This is a genomic window from Geodermatophilus sp. SYSU D00684 (assembly GCF_054050455.1).
The window spans coordinates 20,985-38,971 of the sequence record NZ_JBJGZI010000039.1 but is presented as its reverse complement, the minus strand read 5'-3'; the positions used below and the strand labels follow the sequence as shown (position 1 = coordinate 38,971).

Below are 17,987 nucleotides of genomic sequence, written 5' to 3'. Positions count from 1 at the left end.
ATCATCCTCAGGGTGTTTGGGTGGGCCCCGGTCCGCCGCAGGTGGGGGGTGGGGTTGTTTTGGGCCGGGGTGCCCGCCGGGTGGGGGAGGGGGGGCGGGCACCCCTCTGCGCCACCCGGTGCGCGAACGACAGAGGCCCAGGACCTCGCAGGTCCTGGGCCTCTGTCGTTCGTTCAGACCGTCAGCGCACGGTCAGCGGGTCACTCCCCGCCGGCGAGCTTGGCCCGCAGCGCGGCGAGTGCCTCGTCGCTGGCCAGGGTGCCGCCACCGGCGGTGGTGTCGCCGTCGGTCGCCGTGTCACCGCCGGAGGAGTAGTTGCCACCGGCAGCGGCCTCCGCGTCGGCCTCGCGGGCCGCGGCGATCTGCTTGCGGTGCGCCTCGAAGCGGGCCTGGGCCTCGGCGTACTGCCGCTCCCAGGTCTCGCGGGCCTCCTCGTAGCCCTCGAGCCACTCCCCGGTCTCGGGGTCGAAGCCCTCGGGGTAGATGTAGTTGCCCTGCTCGTCGTAGGACGCGGACATGCCGTAGGCGGCCGGGTCGAACTGCTCCTCGTCGCCGATGACGCCCTCGTTGGCCTGCTTGAGCGACAGGCTGATGCGGCGCCGGTCGAGGTCGATGTCGATGACCTTGACGAGGATCTCGTCGCCGACCTGCACGACCTGCTCCGGGATCTCCACGTGGCGCTCGGCCAGCTCGGAGATGTGGACCAGGCCCTCGATGCCCTCGTCGACCCGGACGAACGCACCGAAGGGCACCAGCTTGGTGACCTTGCCCGGCACGACCTGGCCGATCTGGTGGGTGCGGGCGAACTGGCGCCACGGGTCCTCCTGCGTCGCCTTCAGCGACAGGGAGACCCGCTCGCGGTCGAGGTCGACGTCGAGGACCTCGACGGTGACCTCCTGGCCCACCTCGACGACCTCGGACGGGTGGTCGATGTGCTTCCAGGACAGCTCGGAGACGTGCACGAGGCCGTCGACGCCGCCGAGGTCGACGAACGCACCGAAGTTGACGATCGAGGAGACGACGCCGGTGCGCACCTGACCGCGGGCGAGCTTGTTGAGGAACTCGCTGCGGACCTCGGACTGCGTCTGCTCCAGCCACTGCCGGCGGGAGAGGACGACGTTGTTGCGGTTCTTGTCGAGCTCGATGATCTTCGCCTCGAGCTCGCGGCCCACGTAGGGCTGCAGGTCGCGGACGCGGCGCATCTCGACCAGCGACGCGGGGAGGAAGCCGCGCAGGCCGATGTCGAGGATGAGGCCGCCCTTGACGACCTCGATGACGGTGCCGGTGACGACCTCGTCGGCTTCCTTCTTGGCCTCGATCGTGCCCCAGGCGCGCTCGTACTGGGCGCGCTTCTTGGACAGGATCAGGCGGCCTTCCTTGTCCTCCTTCTGGAGGACGAGAGCTTCCACCTCGTCGCCGACCTTGACGACCTCGTTGGGGTCGACGTCGTGCTTGATGGACAGCTCGCGCGAGGGGATGACGCCCTCGGTCTTGTAGCCGATGTCCAGCAGCACCTCGTCCCGGTCGACCTTGACGATGACGCCTTCGACGATGTCGCCGTCGTTGAAGTACTTGATCGTCTGGTCGATCGCGGCGAGGAAGTCCTCGGCGGTGCCGATGTCGTTCACCGCGATCTGGGGGGTGCTGTCGGGACGGACCTGGGTGGAGGTCATGTGGTCGAGTGCTCCGGACGGGGGATGCGTAGGGACAGGTGGACCGCGGCCGGGTGACCGCGGGAGCGGGGAGAGCCGGCGCGCGCCGATCCCTTGCGGGTAACAGCACTGACAGACCTCTGGCGCACTCCCATGGTACGGACGCGCGCGCACCGGGGTCCACCGGGTGGGCGACCTCTGCCGATCCGCCGCGGCGTGTCACGCTGGGCGTGTCATGATGCCGCCGCCCGCGCTCCCCCTCGGGCCCGACGGCTACCCGGCGGCCGGGGGCGTCGAACGCCGGCCCGCCGGGTCCGCCGAGTCGGTCCGGGCCAACCGCGGCTGGTGGGACGCCGCCGCGCCGGCCTACCTCGCCGAGCACGGTGAGGACCTCGGCGACGTCGACTTCCTGTGGTGCCCGGAGGGGCTGCGCGAGGCCGACGCGCACCTGCTCGGCGACGTCGCCGGCCGCCGGGTGCTCGAGGTCGGCTGCGGCTCGGCGCCGTGCGCGCGGTGGCTGCGCCGGGCCGGGGCCGACGTCGTCGCGCTGGACCTGTCGGCCGGGATGCTCGCCCGCGCGGCGGAGCTCGGCCGCGGCACCGGGATCGACGTCCCGCTGCTGCAGGCCGACGTCGGCGCGCTGCCGTTGGCCGGCGGGTCGTTCGACGTCGTCTGCTCGGCGTTCGGCGGGCTGCCGTTCGTCGCCGACGTCGAGGGGGCGCTGGCCGAGGTGGCGCGGGTGCTGCGCCCGGGCGGGCGGTTCGCCGCGTCGGTCAACCACCCGTTCCGCTGGCCGCTGCCGGACTCCCCCGACCCCGGGGACCTGCGGGTCGTCTCGTCCTACTTCGACCGCCGGCCCTACGTGGAGACCGACGGCGAGGGGCGGACGGTCTACGTCGAGCACCACCGCACGGTCGGCGACTGGGTGCGCGCCGTCGTCGGGGCGGGCCTGGTCCTCGACGACCTGGTCGAGCCGGAGTGGACCCCGGGCCGCACCCAGGAGTGGGGCCAGTGGTCGCCGGCCCGCGGCGCCCTCGTCCCCGGCACGCTGGTCCTGGTCGCGCACCGCCCCTGACCCTCGACGCGACGTCGAGGGTCGGGGCCGGCTAGTGGGCGGCGGCGTCCCAGCTGCGGCCGACGCCGACCGAGACCTCCAGCGGCACCGACAGCTGCGCGGCGCCGGACATCTCGCGGCGGACCAGCGCCTCCAGCGCCCCCCGCTCCCCCGGCGCCACCTCGAGCACGAGCTCGTCGTGCACCTGCAGCAGCATCCGCGAGCGCAGGCCCTCGGCCTCGATCGCCCGCTCGACGCCGAGCATCGCGACCTTGATGACGTCGGCCGCCGAGCCCTGGATCGGGGCGTTGAGCGCCATCCGCTCGGCCATCTGCCGCCGCTGCCCGTTGTCGCTGGTGAGGTCGGGCAGGTAGCGGCGCCGGCCGAGGGTGGTCTCGGTGTAGCCGCGCAGCCGGGCCTCCTCGACGACGCCGTCGAGGTACTCGCGGATCCCGCCGAAGCGCTCGAAGTAGGCGTGCATCTGCTCGCGCGCCTCCTCGGTGGAGATGCGCAGCTGCGTCGCCAGCCCGTAGGCGCTCAACCCGTAGGCCAGGCCGTAGCTCATCGCCTTGATCCGGCGCCGCATCTCCGGGTCGACGTCCTCGATCGGGATGTCGTAGGCCCGCGAGGCGACGAACGAGTGCAGGTCCTCCCCCGAGGTGAAGGCCTCGATGAGCCCCTCGTCCCCCGACAGGTGGGCCATGATCCGCATCTCGATCTGGCTGTAGTCGGCCGTCATCAGCGACTCGAAGCCCGGGCCCACGACGAACGCCTGCCGGATCCGGCGCCCCTCGGCGCTGCGGATCGGGATGTTCTGCAGGTTCGGGTCGATCGAGGACAGCCGGCCGGTGGCGGCGATCGTCTGCTGGAACGTCGTGTGGATGCGGCCGGCGTCGTCGACCATCGGGATCAACCCGTCGATGACCGTGCGCAGCCGGGTGACGTCCCGGTGACGCATCAGGTGCTCGAGGAACGGGTGCCCGGTCTGGGCGAGCAGGCCGGTGAGCGCGTCGGCGTCGGTGGTGTACCCGCTCTTGATCTTCTTGGTCTTCGGCAGGCCCAGCTCGTCGAACAGCACCGCCTGCAGCTGCTTGGGCGAGCCGAGGTTGATCTCCCGGCCGATCACGGCGTACGCCTCGGCGGCCGCGGCGGCCACGCCCTCGGCAAACTCGCGCTGCAGCTCGGTGAGCAGGTCCGTGTCGACGGCGATGCCGCGGAGCTCCATCCGGGCGAGCACCCGGGTCAGCGGCAGCTCCATCCCCGCGAGCAGGTGGTCCCCGCCCTTCTGCGCGAGGACCTGCTCCAGGGCGTCGGAGAGGTCGTTGACCGCGACCGCCTTGACGACGTCGGCGTGCGCGGCCTCGGCGGCGAGGTCGGCCTCGCTCGGGCCCATCCCGTCGAGGGTCATCTGGCCCTCGGGCTCGGCGGCGTCCTTGAGCTCGCGCTTGAGGTAGCGCACCGAGAGGTCGCCGAGGTCGAAGGAGCGCTGCCCCGGCGTCGCCAGGTAGGCGGCCAGCGCGGTGTCGCTGGCCAGGCCCTGCAGGTCCCAGCCGCGCGCCCACACCGCCAGCAGCGGGCCCTTGACGTCGTGGGCCACCTTCTCGGCGCCCGGGTCGGCCAGCCAGTCGGCCAGCGCCTGCTCGTCGGCGACGTCGAGGTCGGGGCCGCAGTCGACGAAGACGGCGTGGTCGTCGGCGGCGGCCAGCGCCAGCCCGGCCAGCTCGCCGGTCCCCCGCCCCCAGGTGCCGCGGAAGATCACGCCGGTCCGCCCGGTGCGGGCGTGCGCGTCCAGCCAGGCGGACAGCCCGCCGGCCGGGACGTCGTCGGCGGTGACGTCGAAGCCGCCCTCGACCTCGGGCTCGGCGCTGCTCAGCGTGGCGAACAGCCGCTCGCGCAGCACCCGGAACTGCAGGTTGTCGAAGAGGGTGTGCACCTCGTTGCGGTCCCACGCGCGGACGGCGAGGTCCTGCGGGCCCAGCTCCAGCGCCACCTGCCGGTCCAGCTCGGTCAGCCGCCGGTTCTGCAGCACCGAGGACAGGTGCTCGCGCAGCTTCTCGCCGACCTTGCCCTTGACCGTGTCGACCCGGTCGACCAGCTCGTCGAGGGAGCCGTACTCGCGGACCCACTTGGCCGCGGTCTTCTCCCCCACGCTCGGGATGCTGGGCAGGTTGTCGCTCGGGTCCCCGCGCAGCGCGGCGAAGTCCGGGTACTGCTGCGGCGTCAGGCCGTACTTGGCCTCGACCTCCTCCGGCGTGAACCGGGTGAGGTCCGAGACGCCCTTGCGCGGGTACAGCACGGTGACGTGCTCGTTGACCAGCTGCAGCGCGTCGCGGTCGCCGGTGCAGATGAGCACGTCCATGCCCTGCTCGACGGCCTGCACGGTGAGCGTGGCGATGACGTCGTCGGCCTCGTAGCCCGGCGCGGTGATCACCGGGACCCGCAGCGCGGTGAGCACCTCCTGGATGAGGCTGACCTGCCCGCGGAAGTCGGTGGGGCTCTCGGAGCGGTTGGCCTTGTACTCCGCGTAGATCTCGCTGCGGAAGGTCTGCCGGCCGACGTCGAAGGCCACCGCGAGGTGGGTGGGCTGCTCGTCGCGCAGCACGTTGATCAGCATCGACGTGAAGCCGTAGACGGCGTTGGTCGGCTGGCCCGTCGTCGTGGAGAAGTTCTCCACCGGCAGGGCGAAGAAGGCGCGGTAGGCCAGCGAGTGCCCGTCGAGGAGGAGCAGCCGCGGCCGCGTCCCCGGACTCGAGGGGGCGGTGGGCGCGGGGGTGGTCACCGGAGCGGACATCGCGCACGATCCTAGGTGCGCCCGCCCACGGTTCCGAGGCCCCGCACGGAGGGCCGGCCCGCCCGCCGTTACGGTGCCCGGCGTGACCTCCGCTCCCCCGGACTGGCTGGCGCCCACTGCGGGCAGCCCGCTCGACGACAAGCTCGGCATCACCATCGTCGACTACGACCCGGCCCGGCTGGTGGCGACGATGCCGGTGGAGGGCAACCAGCAGCCCTTCGGCCTGCTGCACGGCGGGGCCACGTGCTCGCTGGTCGAGACGATCGGCTCCTGGGCGGCGATGCTCAACGCCGGCCCGGGGAAGAAGGCCGTCGGGGTGGAGCTGAACGCCAGCTACCTGCGCTCGGCGACGTCGGGCACGGTCACCGCCGTCTGCACGCCGGCGCGCGTCGGCCGCACGCTGTCGACGTTCCTGATCGAGGTCACCGACGACCGGGGGCGGACCACCGCCACCGCGCGGCTGACCTGCGCGATCCTCCCCGCCTGATCAGGCGCCCAGGGCCGGCACCGCCCGGGAGACCGGACGACGTCGTGGCGGCCGGGGCAGCGGGACGCCGCCGCGCTGCCAGGCGGCCAGCGACCGGGCCAGCGTCTCCCGCGGCACGATCCGGCGGGTGGTGAGCGGCGCGAAGCCCATCCGCGCGAAGAACCGCTGCCGCTCGGCCTCGTGCCCGCCGACCGCGGCGACGACGTGCTCGGCGCCCACCTCCGCGGCGTGGTCGGCGGCCGCGGCCAGCAGCGCGGCGCCGGCCCCGCACCGGCGGTGGTCCCGGTGCACGACGAGGTTGTCCACGGTGACCTGCGGGACGCCGAGCACCGCCGACAGCGGGTCGAGCCCCAGCACGGCCAGGCCGACGGCGACCTCGCCCACGGTGGCCGCGGTCGCGGCGTTGGCGCCGGGCAGGACGGCGAGCACCACCCGGTGCGCGGGGTCGGCCAGCAGCCGCCGGAAGCCCGCCGCCGCGGCCGCCCCCGGTGTCTGCCCGGTGAGGACGCCCTCCGCGTGCGCCTCGGCGCGGTGCTGGCGCACCAGGGCGAGGACGGCGGGCAGGTCGTCGGGGCGCGCCGTGCGCGTGACGACGCGGAACCGCTGGCCGGTAGCAGACACGTGAGCCCTCCCTGGACGGCGCCGCCGAGCGTGCACCTCCCGCCGCCCGCGGCCACGCCGACGCGCCGGTCCTGGGACGGGAGTGATCACCAGGACGGGTGCGTCGGCGCGTCGCGCTTCGGTCACAGTGCGGCGACGAGGGAACGGGGACGCAACACGCCTGGGTTACCGTCACGCCTCCACTGCCACGACCTGGGAGGTTGTGTGAGGCACCCGTCAGCCACTGCCGGGCGACCCGAGCTGCACCGGAGCGCGATCCGCCCGGGGCGCCGGAGCGTCGTCCGCGGGGTGCTGCTGCGACTCCTGCTGGTCCTCGTCGCCGCCACCGGACTCGCCGTCCTGGTCCCCGGGGTCGCGAACGCCGAGGGCGAGCAGGTGCTGGGCACGCTGCAGACCAGCCGGTCCGGCCCGATCGAGGACGTCCAGGTGACGGTCACCACCGCCGCCGGCGACGAGGTCGACACCGTCGAGACCGACGAGAACGGGCGCTGGTCGGTCGACCTGCCCGGCCCCGGCGACTACGTCGTCACCATCGACGGCGACGACCTGCCCGAGGGCGTCGAGCTCGCCGGCGCGGACAACCGCGCGGTCACCGTCGACGCGGGCCGGCGGGAGCCGGTGATCATCGGCCTCGAGGACGGCAGCCGCGGCGAGGGCGGCGGCACCGTCCGCGCCGTCCAGCTGCTGGTCGACGGCATCCGCTTCGGCCTGCTCATCGCCATGTGCGCCGTCGGCCTCTCCCTGATCTTCGGCACCACCGGGCTGACCAACTTCGCGCACGGCGAGCTGGTCACCATCGGCGCCGTCGCCGCCTGGTACATCAACGTGTCGGGCGGCGTCCCGCTCATCGCGGCGACGGTGATCGCGATGGTGGTCGGCGCGGCCGTCGGCGCCCTGAACGAGCTGGCGCTGTGGCGGCCGCTGCGCCGCCGCGGCACCGGCCTGGTCGCCGCGCTGGTCGTGTCCATCGGCCTGTCGCTGCTGCTGCGCTACCTCATCCAGATCATCTACGGCGGCCGGTCCAGCCCTTACCAGGTGTCCACCGGCCGGGCCGTCGACTACGGCCTGTTCACGCTGACCAACCGGGCGCTGATCTCGATCGTCGTCTCGATCGTCGTCCTGGTGCTGGTGGCCGTGATGCTGCAGCGCACCAAGATCGGCAAGGCGATGCGCGCGGTCGCCGACAACCGCGACCTCGCGGCCTCGTCGGGCATCGACGTCAACCGCGTGATCCTGGTGGTCTGGATGATGGGTGGCGCGCTGGCCGCCCTCGGCGGCGTGCTGCTGGGCCTGTCCGACCAGGTGCAGTGGGACATGGGCTTCCGCCTGCTGCTGCTGATGTTCGCCGGGGTCACCCTCGGGGGCCTCGGCACCGCCTACGGCGCCCTGGTGGGCAGCCTGATCGTCGGTGTGTTCGTCCAGATGTCGACCCTCGTCATCCCGAATGACGTCAAGTACGTCGGGGGGCTCCTGCTCTTGATCGTCATCCTCGTCATCCGGCCCCAGGGCATCCTGGGCAGCCGGGTCCGGATCGGCTGAACCCATGGGCGACCTCATCGACGCCCTGGCCGTCGCCCTCAAGGCCGGCCTCGGGTTCCAGGCGATCTTCTTCGCGCTGCTCGCCATCGGCATCAACGTCCAGTTCGGCTACGCCGGCCTGCTCAACTTCGGGCAGATCGCCTTCGCCCTGCTGGGCGGCTTCGGCATCGCCATCTCGGTGAGCCAGTGGGGCCTGCCGTTCTGGGTGGGCGTGGTCGTCGGCCTCGCCGCCGCCGTCGTCCTGGCCCTGCTGCTCGGCCTGCCGACCCTGCGGCTGCGCGCGGACTACCTGGCCATCGCGACCATCGCGACGGCGGAGGGGCTGCGGCTGCTGTTCCGCTCGGTGTCGGCCACCCCGGTCACCAACGGCACCCGCGGCCTGTCCGCCTTCAACGGCGACTTCATCGCCCTCGCCCCGTGGGCGACCAACGAGCGCTACCGCCTCCTCGGCACCAGCTGGTCCGGCGGCGAGCTGTGGGTCACCCTCGTCGGGTGGGTGATCGTGGCCCTGTCCTGCCTGCTGGTCTGGGCGCTCATGCGCAGCCCGTGGGGGCGCGTGCTCAAGTCCATCCGCGAGGACGAGGACGCCGTCCGCGCGCTGGGCAAGAACGTCTACGTCTACAAGATGCAGGCGCTGGTGCTGGGCGGGATCATCGGCGCCCTCGGCGGCATGGTGTACGCCGTCGGCACCGGGTCGGCCGTCCCCGACCAGTACCAGAACGCGAACACGTTCCTGGCCTACGCCGCCCTGATCCTCGGCGGCGCCGCGCGGGTGCTCGGGCCGGTGGTCGGCTCCATCATCCTGCTGTTCATCCTGCAGTTCGCCGACACCGGGCTGCGGCTCCTCATCGACAACGGGATCATCCCGGAGGGGCTGCTGTCGTCCACGGACGTGGCGCAGATCCGTTTCGTCCTGGTCGGGATCGGGCTCATGCTGCTGTTGGTCTTCCGGCCGCAGGGCATCTTCGGCGACCGACGAGAGGTGATGCTCGATGCCCGCTGACAACACGCCCACCGGCGCCCACGCGGCGTCGCTGGACAAGGGCGGCTCCGGCCGCGCCCCGCAGCGGCTGGCCCAGGCGGCGCTGCGCGACGTCCCGTGGGAGGTCGGCGTCGCCAAGCCCGACCCGGCGATCGTCGTCGACGGGGTCACCCGGACCTTCGGTGGCCTGACCGCGGTCGCCGTCGACCACCTCGAGGTGCAGCGCGGCGGCATCACCGGGCTGATCGGGCCCAACGGCGCCGGCAAGACGACGCTGTTCAACCTGCTCACCGGCTTCGACCAGCCCAACACCGGCACGTGGAGCTTCGACGGCCGGCCGCTGGGCAAGCTGGCGCCGCACCAGGTCGCCCGGCTCGGCGTCGTCCGGACCTTCCAGCTCACCAAGGCGCTGTCCCGGCTCACCGTGCTGCAGAACATGCTGCTCGGCGCCCAGGGCCAGCGCGGCGAGAGCTTCCTGCGGGCGCTCGTGCCCGGCATCTGGCGGTCGCAGGAGAAGGCCAACACCGACAAGGCCATGGACCTGCTCCGGCGGTTCAAGCTCGACGCCAAGAAGGACGAGTTCGCCGGCACCCTCTCCGGCGGTCAGCGCAAGCTGCTGGAGATGGCCCGCGCGCTGATGAGCGACCCCAAGGTCGTCATGCTCGACGAGCCCATGGCCGGCGTGAACCCGGCGCTGACCCAGAGCCTGCTCGGGCACGTCAAGGACCTCCGCGAGGAGGGCATGACGGTGATCTTCGTCGAGCACGACATGGACGTCGTCCGCGACATCAGCGACTGGGTGGTCGTCATGGCCGCCGGCCGGGTGATCGCCGAGGGGCCGCCCGAGTCCATCAGCCAGAACCAGGCCGTGGTCGACGCCTACCTCGGCGCGCACCACGACGCCCCGCTGACCGTCGAGGAGGAGGACCAGGTCCTCGCCCAGGCCGAGGCGCAGATCGCCGCCGAGGAGCACGGCGGCGGCGAGGTCCTGGGCTCCGACACCCGCAGGGAGACCGACCGATGAGCGAGCCGCTGTTCCGGGTCGACGAGTCCGGCGAGGACGTCACCCGCGCCGAGGAGGCCGCCGCGGGCGCCGCGGAGCTGTCGCCGGCGGAGAAGGCCGCCACCCGCGAGGAGCACCTGCGCCTGGCCGAGGGCGCCCTGGTGCGCGCCGACGACCTCGTCGCCGGCTACGTGCCGGGGGTCAACATCCTGCGCGGCGCCGACTTCTACCTGCAGGACGGCGAGCTCGTCGGGATCATCGGCCCCAACGGCGCCGGCAAGTCGACGCTGCTCAAGACGCTGTTCGGGCTCATCCCGGTGCGGTCGGGGTCGGTGAAGCTGCGCGGTGAGGACATCACCTCCGCGCCGGCGCACCGGCTGGTGTCCATGGGCGTCGGCTACGTGCCGCAGAACAACAACGTGTTCCCCTCGCTCACCATCGAGGAGAACATGCAGATGGGCGTCTACCTGCGGCCGAAGACGTTCAAGGAGCGCTTCGACTACGTCATCGACCTCTTCCCGCTGCTCGGCGAGCGGCGCAAGGGGAAGGCGGGCGCGCTGTCCGGCGGCGAGCGGCAGATGGTCGCCATGGGCCGGGCGCTGATGATGGACCCGTCGGTGCTGCTGCTCGACGAGCCCTCGGCGGGCCTGTCGCCCGCCTACCAGGACGAGGTCTTCATCCGCTGCCGGCGGATCAACGCCACCGGGGTCTCGATCATCATGGTCGAGCAGAACGCCCGGCGCTGCCTGCAGATCTGCGACCGCGGCTACGTGCTCGACCAGGGCCGCAACGCCTACACCGACACCGGCCAGTCGCTGATGACCGACCCGAAGGTCATCGAGCTCTACCTGGGGACCCTCGCCAAGGCGCACTGACCGCCTGCGGGCCCCGACGAGGCCGGCGTCCCCCAGGCGGGGGCGCCGGCCTCTCGTCGTCCGGGGTCCGGGTGGGTAGGAGCCGGTCCGTGAACTGGACCTGGGACCTGCGCGGCCGCGACGGCGGCATGAACGGCCTGGACTTCTGCCGGGCGCTGACCGCCGGAGGCTTCTCCCGCGTGCTCGTGCACGCGGCGCCCGCCCGCCTGGCGGTGCGGGTCACCGCCGACGACGACACCGTCGTGGCCCGCGGCGACGCCGACCGCGACGGCGACTACTCCCCCGTCACGCTGCTCGAGCTGGCCGACGGCGGTCTGCGGCGCAGCGAGGTGTGGCCCGACGAGAGCCACCTGGGCCTGCCGGTGCTGCTGCCCGGCGGGGAGGTCGGCGTCCTGCTGCGCTGGGAGCACGCACCCGACCGCAGCTGGTGGCGCTGGGCGGTGGAGTTCTCCAACCACCGCGGGCGCCCGGCCGACTGGGCGCCCGAGGGCCAGTCGCTGCAGCGCTGAGCACACGACAGCGGCCCGGCACCCCGCGAGGGGTACCGGGCCGCTGCCGGATGGTGACTACCTCACCGCCGCGGGGTCACCGCTGCGGGCCGACGCCCTGGTCGTTGAGGCCCTGCAGGATCCGCGAGGACTCCTCGAACCCGATGACGACGATGGCGTCCGGGTTGAAGTCGGCCATCTGCTGGACCTCGGCGTCGAAGTTCGCCGCCTGCGGGTCGTACGTCACGCTGACGATGTCGTCCTCGGAGAGGCCGGCGCTGACCAGGTTGTTCTTGGTGTTGTCGGCCAGGCCCGTGCCGTAGGGGTCGTTGAGCGCGAGGATCCCCACGGTGTTGTTGCCGTCCGCGATGATCAGGTCCGCGAGGGCGCGGGCCTGCAGCGTGTCCGGCGGGGCGGTGCGGAAGTACAGCCCGTTGTCGTTGTAGTTCGTGAACTGGTCGGACGTGTTCGCCGGCGAGAACTGCAGGACACCGGCGCCGGTGATGGCGTCGATGACCGTCAGGCTCACACCGGAGGACGCGGCACCGATGATCGCGTTCACGCCGGACTGCAGCAGCCGGTCCACGGTCTGGGTCGCGGTGTCGGTGGAGGCGTCACCGGAGTCACCCTCGACGAGCTGGACCGGCTGGCCCAGGACGCCGCCGGCGGCGTTGATGTCGTTGACCGCCAGCTTGGCACCGGCGACCTCCGGCGGGCCGAGGAAGGCCAGGTTGCCGGTCAGCGGCAGCAGCGTGCCGATGACCAGCGGGCCGCCGGTCGTGCCGGCCGGCGCGTACGCCGGGCCCTCGTCGGTGGTGGCGTTGGCCTCGTCACCGGCGATGACGTACTCGGTGGCGTCGTTGTCCAGCGCGTTGTCGTCGCCGAACTGCAGCAGGCCGAAGCTGGCCGCCGCCGGCTCACCGGCGTCGGTGAAGGCCAGCGGGCCGGAGATGCCGTCGTAGTCGACGTTGCCGCCGTTGTTGATGATCTCCAGGCACGCGGCGAAGTCGGTGCACTTGTCGCCGCCGGTGGTGATCCCGTTGACGTACGCCTTGAAGGTGTTGGCGTCGTTGGTGCCGGCGGCCTGCGCGGCCAGCGCCGTGACGATCACCGCGTCGTAGGTCTCACCCGCGTAGTTGTAGTCCTGCAGGTTGGGGTCCACCTCGAGCAGCCGGTCGGTGAACTCCGGGCCCAGCTCGGTGAGGGGCGTGGTGCCCCGCATGCCGGCGAGCGCGCCGTCGTCGGTGAAGTCCTCACCGAGGGCGTTGCCCATGTTGCCGTCGGTGCCGTAGATGTTGACCTGCTTCTCGCCGCCGCCCGAGGCGTCGCCGCCCGAGCCGCTGCCACCGTCGTCGCCGCCACCGCAGGCGGTGAGGGCGACGAGCGCGGCGGAGGTGACGGCGATGCTGCGGGCGTAGGTACGCGTGCGCATCCAGCAACTCCCAGTTGTCGTACGTCGGTCCGGCGGACCCCGGACGTGCCGGGGCCCCGTCAGTCCGGTGAACGTAACTGCTGGGTGCGGGTATGGATGCGGGACGGTTGAGACCGTGATGGGGTCGTGACCTGGCCTGTTCCGGCCGGGTTACGCGTTCCCCCGGGAGGGTGCACCCTCCGCAGCAGCCTCGTCCGTGGCGAGGATCCGCTCGGCGAGCGCCTTCATCGACGTGCGCTCGTTCATGGCCGTGCGCTGGATCCAGCGGAAGGCCTCGGCCTCGGTCATCCCCTGCTCGGCCATGAGCCGGCCCTTGGCCTTCTCCACGACCTTGCGGGCCTCGAGCCGCTCCTCGAGCGTGCGCACCTCGCCGTCGAGCGCGGCGATCTCGGTGAACCGGGCGCGGGCCACCTCGATGGCCGGCACCAGGTCGTTCTTCGAGAACGGCTTGACCAGGTAGGCCATGGCGCCGGCGTCGCGCGCCCGCTCGACCAGCTCGCGCTGGCTGAAGGCGGTGAGCACGATGACCGGCGCGATCCGCGCCGAGGCGATCTGCTCGGCGGCCGCCAGCCCGTCGAGGACCGGCATCTGGATGTCGAGGATGACGAGGTCCGGCGTCAGCTCCCGGGCCCGGTCGACGGCGGTCTGCCCGTCCCCGGCCTCGGCGACGACGACGTACCCCTCCTCCTCGAGCATCTCCTTGAGGTCGAGGCGGATGAGGGCCTCGTCCTCGGCGATGAGGACCCGGGTCGGCTCGCTGCTCACGCGGAGGAGCCTAGCGACGACGGCCGGGAGTGGCGTCCCGGTTACGCTGACCGGGTCGTGACGTCGGTCGCGGCGCCTGCCCCCGTACCCCAATCGGCAGAGGGAGCGGATTCAAAACCCGCGCAGTGTGCGTTCGAGTCGCACCGGGGGCACTCCGTTCGACCGTCGTCCTCCGGACGACCCGCCACCGCGTGCCGTCCCCGACCTGCGCTGAGCCGCACCCGGCGCTCGATCGCGGGAGCCTCCGGCCCCCACTTCTCCCGCCGCCCCGCAGGGCGGCTCTCGTCCCGGCGTCGCCCCGCGGTCGTCCCGGGAGCACCGCATACGGTGTCGGGGTGAGCGAGCCCGTGCCCCACATGACCCCCGAGCAGTTCCGGCAGCACGGTCACGAGGTGGTCGACTGGATCGCCGACTACTGGGCGCGCATCGAGTCCCTCCCCGTCCGCTCGCGGGTCTCCCCCGGCGACGTCCGCGCGGCGCTCCCGCCGTCGGCACCCGAGCGGGGCGAGCCGTTCTCCGCCGTCCTCGCCGACCTCGAGCAGGTCGTCCTGCCGGGCGTCACCCACTGGCAGCACCCCGGCTTCCTCGCCTACTTCCCGGCCAACACCTCCGGCGCCTCGGTGCTCGGCGACCTGCTCTCCGCGGGCCTGGGCGTCCAGGGCATGTCGTGGGTGACCAGCCCGGCGGCCACCGAGCTCGAGCAGCACGTCCTCGACTGGCTGGCCGACCTGCTCGGGCTGCCGGAGGCGTTCCGCTCCACGGGCAGCGGCGGCGGCGTCGTCCAGGACTCGAGCTCGGGGGCCAACCTGGTCGCCCTGCTCGCGGCGCTGCACCGGGCCAGCGGCGGGGCCACCGTCCGGCACGGCGTGGTGCCCGAGGAGTACACGGTCTACGTCTCCTCCGAGACGCACTCGTCGATGGAGAAGGCCGTCCGGATCGCCGGGCTCGGCACCGACGCCATCCGGGTCGTGGAGGTCGACGGCGACCTGGCGATGCGCCCGGCCGCCCTCGCCGCCCGGCTGGAGCGCGACACCGCCCGCGGGCTCAAGCCGGTGCTGGTCTGCGCCACGGTCGGGACGACGTCGACCACCGCGGTGGACCCGCTGGCCGAGATCGGGCCGGTCTGCCGCCGCTACGGCGCCTGGCTGCACGTCGACGCCGCGTACGCGGGCGTGAGCGCCGTCGCCCCGGAGCTGCGGCACCTGCAGGCCGGCGTCGAGGAGGCCGACAGCTACACCACCGACGCGCACAAGTGGCTGCTCACCGGCTTCGACGCGACGCTGTTCTGGGTCGCCGACCGGACGGCGCTCACCGGCGCGCTGTCGATCCTCCCCGAGTACCTGCGCAACGCCGCCACCGAGGCCGGCGCGGTCGTCGACTACCGCGACTGGCAGATCGAGCTGGGCCGCCGGTTCCGCGCGCTCAAGCTGTGGACCGTGCTGCGCTGGTACGGCGCCGAGGGGCTGCGCGCGCACGTCCGGTCCGGCGTCGCGCTGGCGCAGGAGCTCGCCGGCTGGGCCGACGCCGACGACCGCTTCGACGTCGCCACCCCGCACCCCCTGTCGCTGGTGTGCCTGCGGCCGCGCTGGCCGGCCGACGTCGACGCCGACGTCGCGACCATGACGCTGCTGGAGCGGCTCAACGACGGCGGCGAGGTCTACCTCACCCACACGACCGTGCGCGGCGCGGTGGTGCTGCGGGTGGCGATCGGCGCGCCGGCGACGACGCGGGCGCACGTCGAGCGGGCGTGGGCGCTGCTGTGCGAGGGCCACGACTGGCTGGCCGCCGACTTCGCCGAGCAGGCCGCCGAGCGCGCCCGCGCCGAGGCCGAGCGCAAGGAGGCCGAGCGACGGGCGGCCGAGGAGGAGGCGGCCCGGCGGCACGCCGCCGAGGAGGCCGCGGCCGAACCGGCCGAGGACCTGCCGGCCGACGTCGTGCCGGCTACTCCCCCAGCGACCGGATGAGCCCCTCCTGGGCCACCGTGGCCACGTGCCTGCCGTCGGCGGTCCAGATGTTGCCGAAGCACAGCGCGCGGCCCTCGGAGGCGGCCGGGCTGTCGGTCTCGTAGAGGAACCACTCGTCGGCGCGGAACGGCGCGTGGAACCAGATCGCGTGGTCGAGGCTGGAGCCGACGTAGCGCCCGCCCCACCCGCCGCCCAGCCGCGCCAGCCCCGCGGACAGCAGCGTCAGGTCGCTGACGAAGGTCAGCGCCGCGGCCTGCACCCCGGCGTCGTCGGGGAGCCGGCCGGCCACCCGGAACCAGGCGTGCGACTGGGTGGCCGGCGGGGTCTTCGGCTCCGGCGCGAACGGGTTGACCAGCGGCCGCTGCTCCACGGCCCGGCTGATCTCCAGCGCCGGGGCCGCGAGGTCGCCGTGCCCGGCGGCGTGGTCGGCCAGCGACCGCAGCTCCTCGGGTCGCGGCACCTCGGGCATCGGCCGGGAGTGGGTAACGACGGCCGGCTCGCCGGCGTGGAAGTCGGCGGTCAGCGCGAAGACGGCGACGTCCTCACCGCGCCGGGTCTGGCAGGCGATGACCCGGCGGGTGGAGAAGGACCGGCCGTCGCGGATCCGCTCGACGGTGTAGCGCAGCTCCTCGTGCGGGTCACCGGGCCGCAGGAAGTAGGAGTGCAGCGAGTGCACGCCGCGCTCGCCCGGCACCGTGCGCGTGGCCGCCATGAGCGCCTGCCCGGCCACCTGCCCGCCGAAGATGCGCTGCAGCGTGGTGGTCGGGGTCTGCCCCACGAAGACGTCGGGCGAGCGCTCCTCGAGGTCGAGGACGCTCATCAGCGCGGCGGCCTGGGTCCCGCCGCCGGTCACGAGTCGGTGCCGACTTCGTGCACCCGGATGAGGTTGGTCGACCCGACCGTGTTCGGCGGGCTGCCCGCGACGACGACGACGCGGTCGCCGACCCGGAGCCGGCCGATGGACAGCAGCGAGAAGTCCACCTGCTCGACCATGTCGTCGGTGTGCTGCACCGAGGGCACGAGGAAGGTCTCCACGCCCCACGACAGCGCCAGCTGGCTGCGGACCCGGCCGTCGACGGTGAAGGCCAGCAGCGGCTGGCGGGGGTGCAGCGCGGCCAGCCGCCGGGTGGTCTCGCCGGTCTGGGTGAAGGTGCACAGCGCCTTGACGTCGAGCGCCTCGCCGATGTCCCGGGCCGCCCGGACGATGGCGCCGGAGCGCGACCGGGACCGGCGGGTGATCTCCGGGGCGCGCGCGTCGGAGCTCTCGACGGCGTCGATGATCCGTTCCATCGTGCGCACCGTCGCGATCGGGTAGCGCCCGACGGAGGTCTCGCCGGAGAGCATCACCGCGTCGGCGCCGTCGAGGACGGCGTTGGCGACGTCGGAGGCCTCGGCGCGGGTGGGCCGCGAGTTGGTGATCATCGACTCGAGCATCTGGGTGGCGACGATGACCGGCTTGTTGCGCTCGCGGGCGGCCTGCACGGCGCGCTTCTGCACCAGCGGCACCTGCTCCAGCGGCAGCTCCACGCCGAGGTCGCCGCGGGCCACCATGACCCCGTCGAAGGCCTCGACGATCGCCTCCAGGTTCGCCACCGCCTCGGGCTTCTCCAGCTTGGCGATGACGGGGACGTGCACGTCCTCCTGCCGCATGATGTCGCGCACCAGCTCGACGTCGCTGGGCGAGCGGACGAACGACAGCGCGACGAAGTCGACCGACAGGTGCAGGGCGAAGCGGAGGTCCTCCTCGTCCTTCTCCGACAGCGCCGGCACGCTCACGGCCACGCCGGGCAGCGACAGGCCCTTGTTGTTGGAGACCTCACCGCCCTCGACGACCAGGCACCAGACGTCGGGCCCGTCGACGGAGACGACCGAGAGGGCGAGCTTGCCGTCGTCGACCAGCAGCCGGTCACCGACGCGGGCGTCGTTGGCCAGGCCCTTGTAGGTGGTCGAGACGCGCTCGGCGGTGCCCTCGACGTCGTCGACGGTGATGCAGACGCGGCTGCCGGTGGCCCAGTGGACCGGGCCGTCGACGAACGTGCCGAGGCGGATCTTGGGGCCCTGCAGGTCGGCCAGGACGGCGACGGCGCGGCCGGTGCGGTCCGACGCCTGGCGCACGTGGAGGTAGGCCTTCTCGTGGTCGGCGTGCGACCCGTGGCTGAAGTTGAGCCGGGCGACGTCCATCCCCGACTCGACCAGGGCGGTGATCTGCTCGAGGGAGCTGGTGGCCGGGCCCAGGGTGCAGACGATCTTCGCGCGGCGGGACATGGGGGAAACGCTAGTGGGCCGCCTCCGGCGGAACGGACAGGGGCCGGGTCCCCGCGGGTGTCGCGAGGG

15 protein-coding genes and 1 tRNA gene are annotated in these 17,987 nt (G+C 73.1%); 9 read left to right on the top strand and 7 right to left on the bottom strand.

Annotation, left to right across the window (positions count from 1 at the left end):
- Positions 1-200: 200 nt before the first annotated feature.
- Positions 201-1,673, bottom strand: coding sequence for a 30S ribosomal protein S1 (gene rpsA / locus ACI79L_RS22175; RefSeq protein ID WP_456938870.1), 1,473 nt, complete (start codon positions 1,671-1,673; stop codon positions 201-203).
- Between the two features lie 214 nt (positions 1,674-1,887).
- Here rpsA and ACI79L_RS22170 point away from each other — a divergent pair, with 214 nt between their 5' ends.
- Complete coding sequence (locus tag ACI79L_RS22170) at positions 1,888-2,727, top strand: class I SAM-dependent methyltransferase (protein ID WP_456938869.1); 840 nt, start codon at positions 1,888-1,890, stop codon at positions 2,725-2,727.
- Between the two features lie 31 nt (positions 2,728-2,758).
- Here ACI79L_RS22170 and polA read toward each other — a convergent pair whose 3' ends face one another.
- Positions 2,759-5,497: a DNA polymerase I gene (gene polA, locus ACI79L_RS22165; RefSeq protein WP_456938868.1), complete on the bottom strand. Its 2,739-nt coding sequence runs from the start codon at positions 5,495-5,497 to the stop codon at positions 2,759-2,761.
- Between the two features lie 82 nt (positions 5,498-5,579).
- On the opposite strand from polA, the gene ACI79L_RS22160 reads away from it, so the two are divergent.
- Positions 5,580-5,984 carry a PaaI family thioesterase gene (locus tag ACI79L_RS22160; RefSeq protein WP_456938867.1) on the top strand — a complete coding sequence of 135 codons (405 nt, stop codon included), beginning with the start codon at positions 5,580-5,582 and terminating at the stop codon, positions 5,982-5,984.
- Here ACI79L_RS22160 and ACI79L_RS22155 read toward each other — a convergent pair whose 3' ends face one another.
- A complete protein-coding gene (locus ACI79L_RS22155) occupies positions 5,985-6,605 on the bottom strand; it encodes a GNAT family N-acetyltransferase (protein ID WP_456938866.1) in 621 nt (206 codons plus the stop codon). It lies immediately after the preceding gene.
- 288 nt (positions 6,606-6,893) lie between these two features.
- Here ACI79L_RS22155 and ACI79L_RS22150 point away from each other — a divergent pair, with 288 nt between their 5' ends.
- The 5 genes from ACI79L_RS22150 to ACI79L_RS22130 all read left to right on the top strand — a co-directional run bounded on the left by ACI79L_RS22150 (position 6,894) and on the right by ACI79L_RS22130 (position 11,513).
- Positions 6,894-8,144: a branched-chain amino acid ABC transporter permease gene (locus ACI79L_RS22150; protein ID WP_456938865.1), complete on the top strand. Its 1,251-nt coding sequence runs from the start codon at positions 6,894-6,896 to the stop codon at positions 8,142-8,144.
- A 4-nt stretch (positions 8,145-8,148) separates the two neighbouring features.
- Positions 8,149-9,147 carry a branched-chain amino acid ABC transporter permease gene (locus tag ACI79L_RS22145; protein ID WP_456938864.1) on the top strand — a complete coding sequence of 333 codons (999 nt, stop codon included), beginning with the start codon at positions 8,149-8,151 and terminating at the stop codon, positions 9,145-9,147.
- On the top strand, positions 9,137-10,150 hold the full coding sequence (locus tag ACI79L_RS22140; RefSeq protein WP_456938863.1) for an ABC transporter ATP-binding protein: 1,014 nt from the start codon (positions 9,137-9,139) through the stop codon (positions 10,148-10,150). The genes ACI79L_RS22145 and ACI79L_RS22140 overlap by 11 nt, the downstream gene beginning before the upstream one ends.
- Positions 10,147-11,004, top strand: coding sequence for an ABC transporter ATP-binding protein (locus ACI79L_RS22135; RefSeq protein ID WP_456938862.1), 858 nt, complete (start codon positions 10,147-10,149; stop codon positions 11,002-11,004). Before ACI79L_RS22140 ends, ACI79L_RS22135 begins: the two co-directional genes overlap by 4 nt.
- An 89-nt stretch (positions 11,005-11,093) precedes the next feature.
- Complete coding sequence (locus tag ACI79L_RS22130) at positions 11,094-11,513, top strand: DUF7712 family protein (protein WP_456938861.1); 420 nt, start codon at positions 11,094-11,096, stop codon at positions 11,511-11,513.
- A gap of 76 nt (positions 11,514-11,589) precedes the next feature.
- Here the strand turns inward: ACI79L_RS22130 and ACI79L_RS22125 are convergent, their stop codons facing one another.
- Both ACI79L_RS22125 and ACI79L_RS22120 read right to left on the bottom strand, forming a co-directional pair.
- Positions 11,590-12,924 (bottom strand): ABC transporter substrate-binding protein, encoded by a 1,335-nt coding sequence (locus tag ACI79L_RS22125; RefSeq protein ID WP_456938860.1) that lies wholly within the window; start codon positions 12,922-12,924, stop codon positions 11,590-11,592.
- A gap of 150 nt (positions 12,925-13,074) precedes the next feature.
- Positions 13,075-13,689 (bottom strand): ANTAR domain-containing response regulator, encoded by a 615-nt coding sequence (locus tag ACI79L_RS22120; protein ID WP_387986671.1) that lies wholly within the window; start codon positions 13,687-13,689, stop codon positions 13,075-13,077.
- Between the two features lie 78 nt (positions 13,690-13,767).
- On the opposite strand from ACI79L_RS22120, the gene ACI79L_RS22115 reads away from it, so the two are divergent.
- Both ACI79L_RS22115 and ACI79L_RS22110 read left to right on the top strand, forming a co-directional pair.
- Positions 13,768-13,841, top strand: a tRNA-Leu gene (locus tag ACI79L_RS22115).
- A 183-nt stretch (positions 13,842-14,024) separates the two neighbouring features.
- Positions 14,025-15,653, top strand: a complete 1,629-nt coding sequence (locus ACI79L_RS22110; RefSeq protein ID WP_456938859.1) for an aminotransferase class V-fold PLP-dependent enzyme — start codon at positions 14,025-14,027, stop codon at positions 15,651-15,653.
- On the opposite strand, the gene ACI79L_RS22105 is transcribed toward ACI79L_RS22110, so the two are convergent.
- Positions 15,631-16,506 carry an acyl-CoA thioesterase gene (locus ACI79L_RS22105; protein WP_456938858.1) on the bottom strand — a complete coding sequence of 292 codons (876 nt, stop codon included), beginning with the start codon at positions 16,504-16,506 and terminating at the stop codon, positions 15,631-15,633. The two genes, ACI79L_RS22110 and ACI79L_RS22105, sit on opposite strands and share 23 nt — an antisense overlap.
- Positions 16,503-17,918 carry a pyruvate kinase gene (gene pyk, locus ACI79L_RS22100; RefSeq protein WP_456938857.1) on the bottom strand — a complete coding sequence of 472 codons (1,416 nt, stop codon included), beginning with the start codon at positions 17,916-17,918 and terminating at the stop codon, positions 16,503-16,505. Before pyk ends, ACI79L_RS22105 begins: the two co-directional genes overlap by 4 nt.
- Positions 17,919-17,987: the final 69 nt, after the last annotated feature.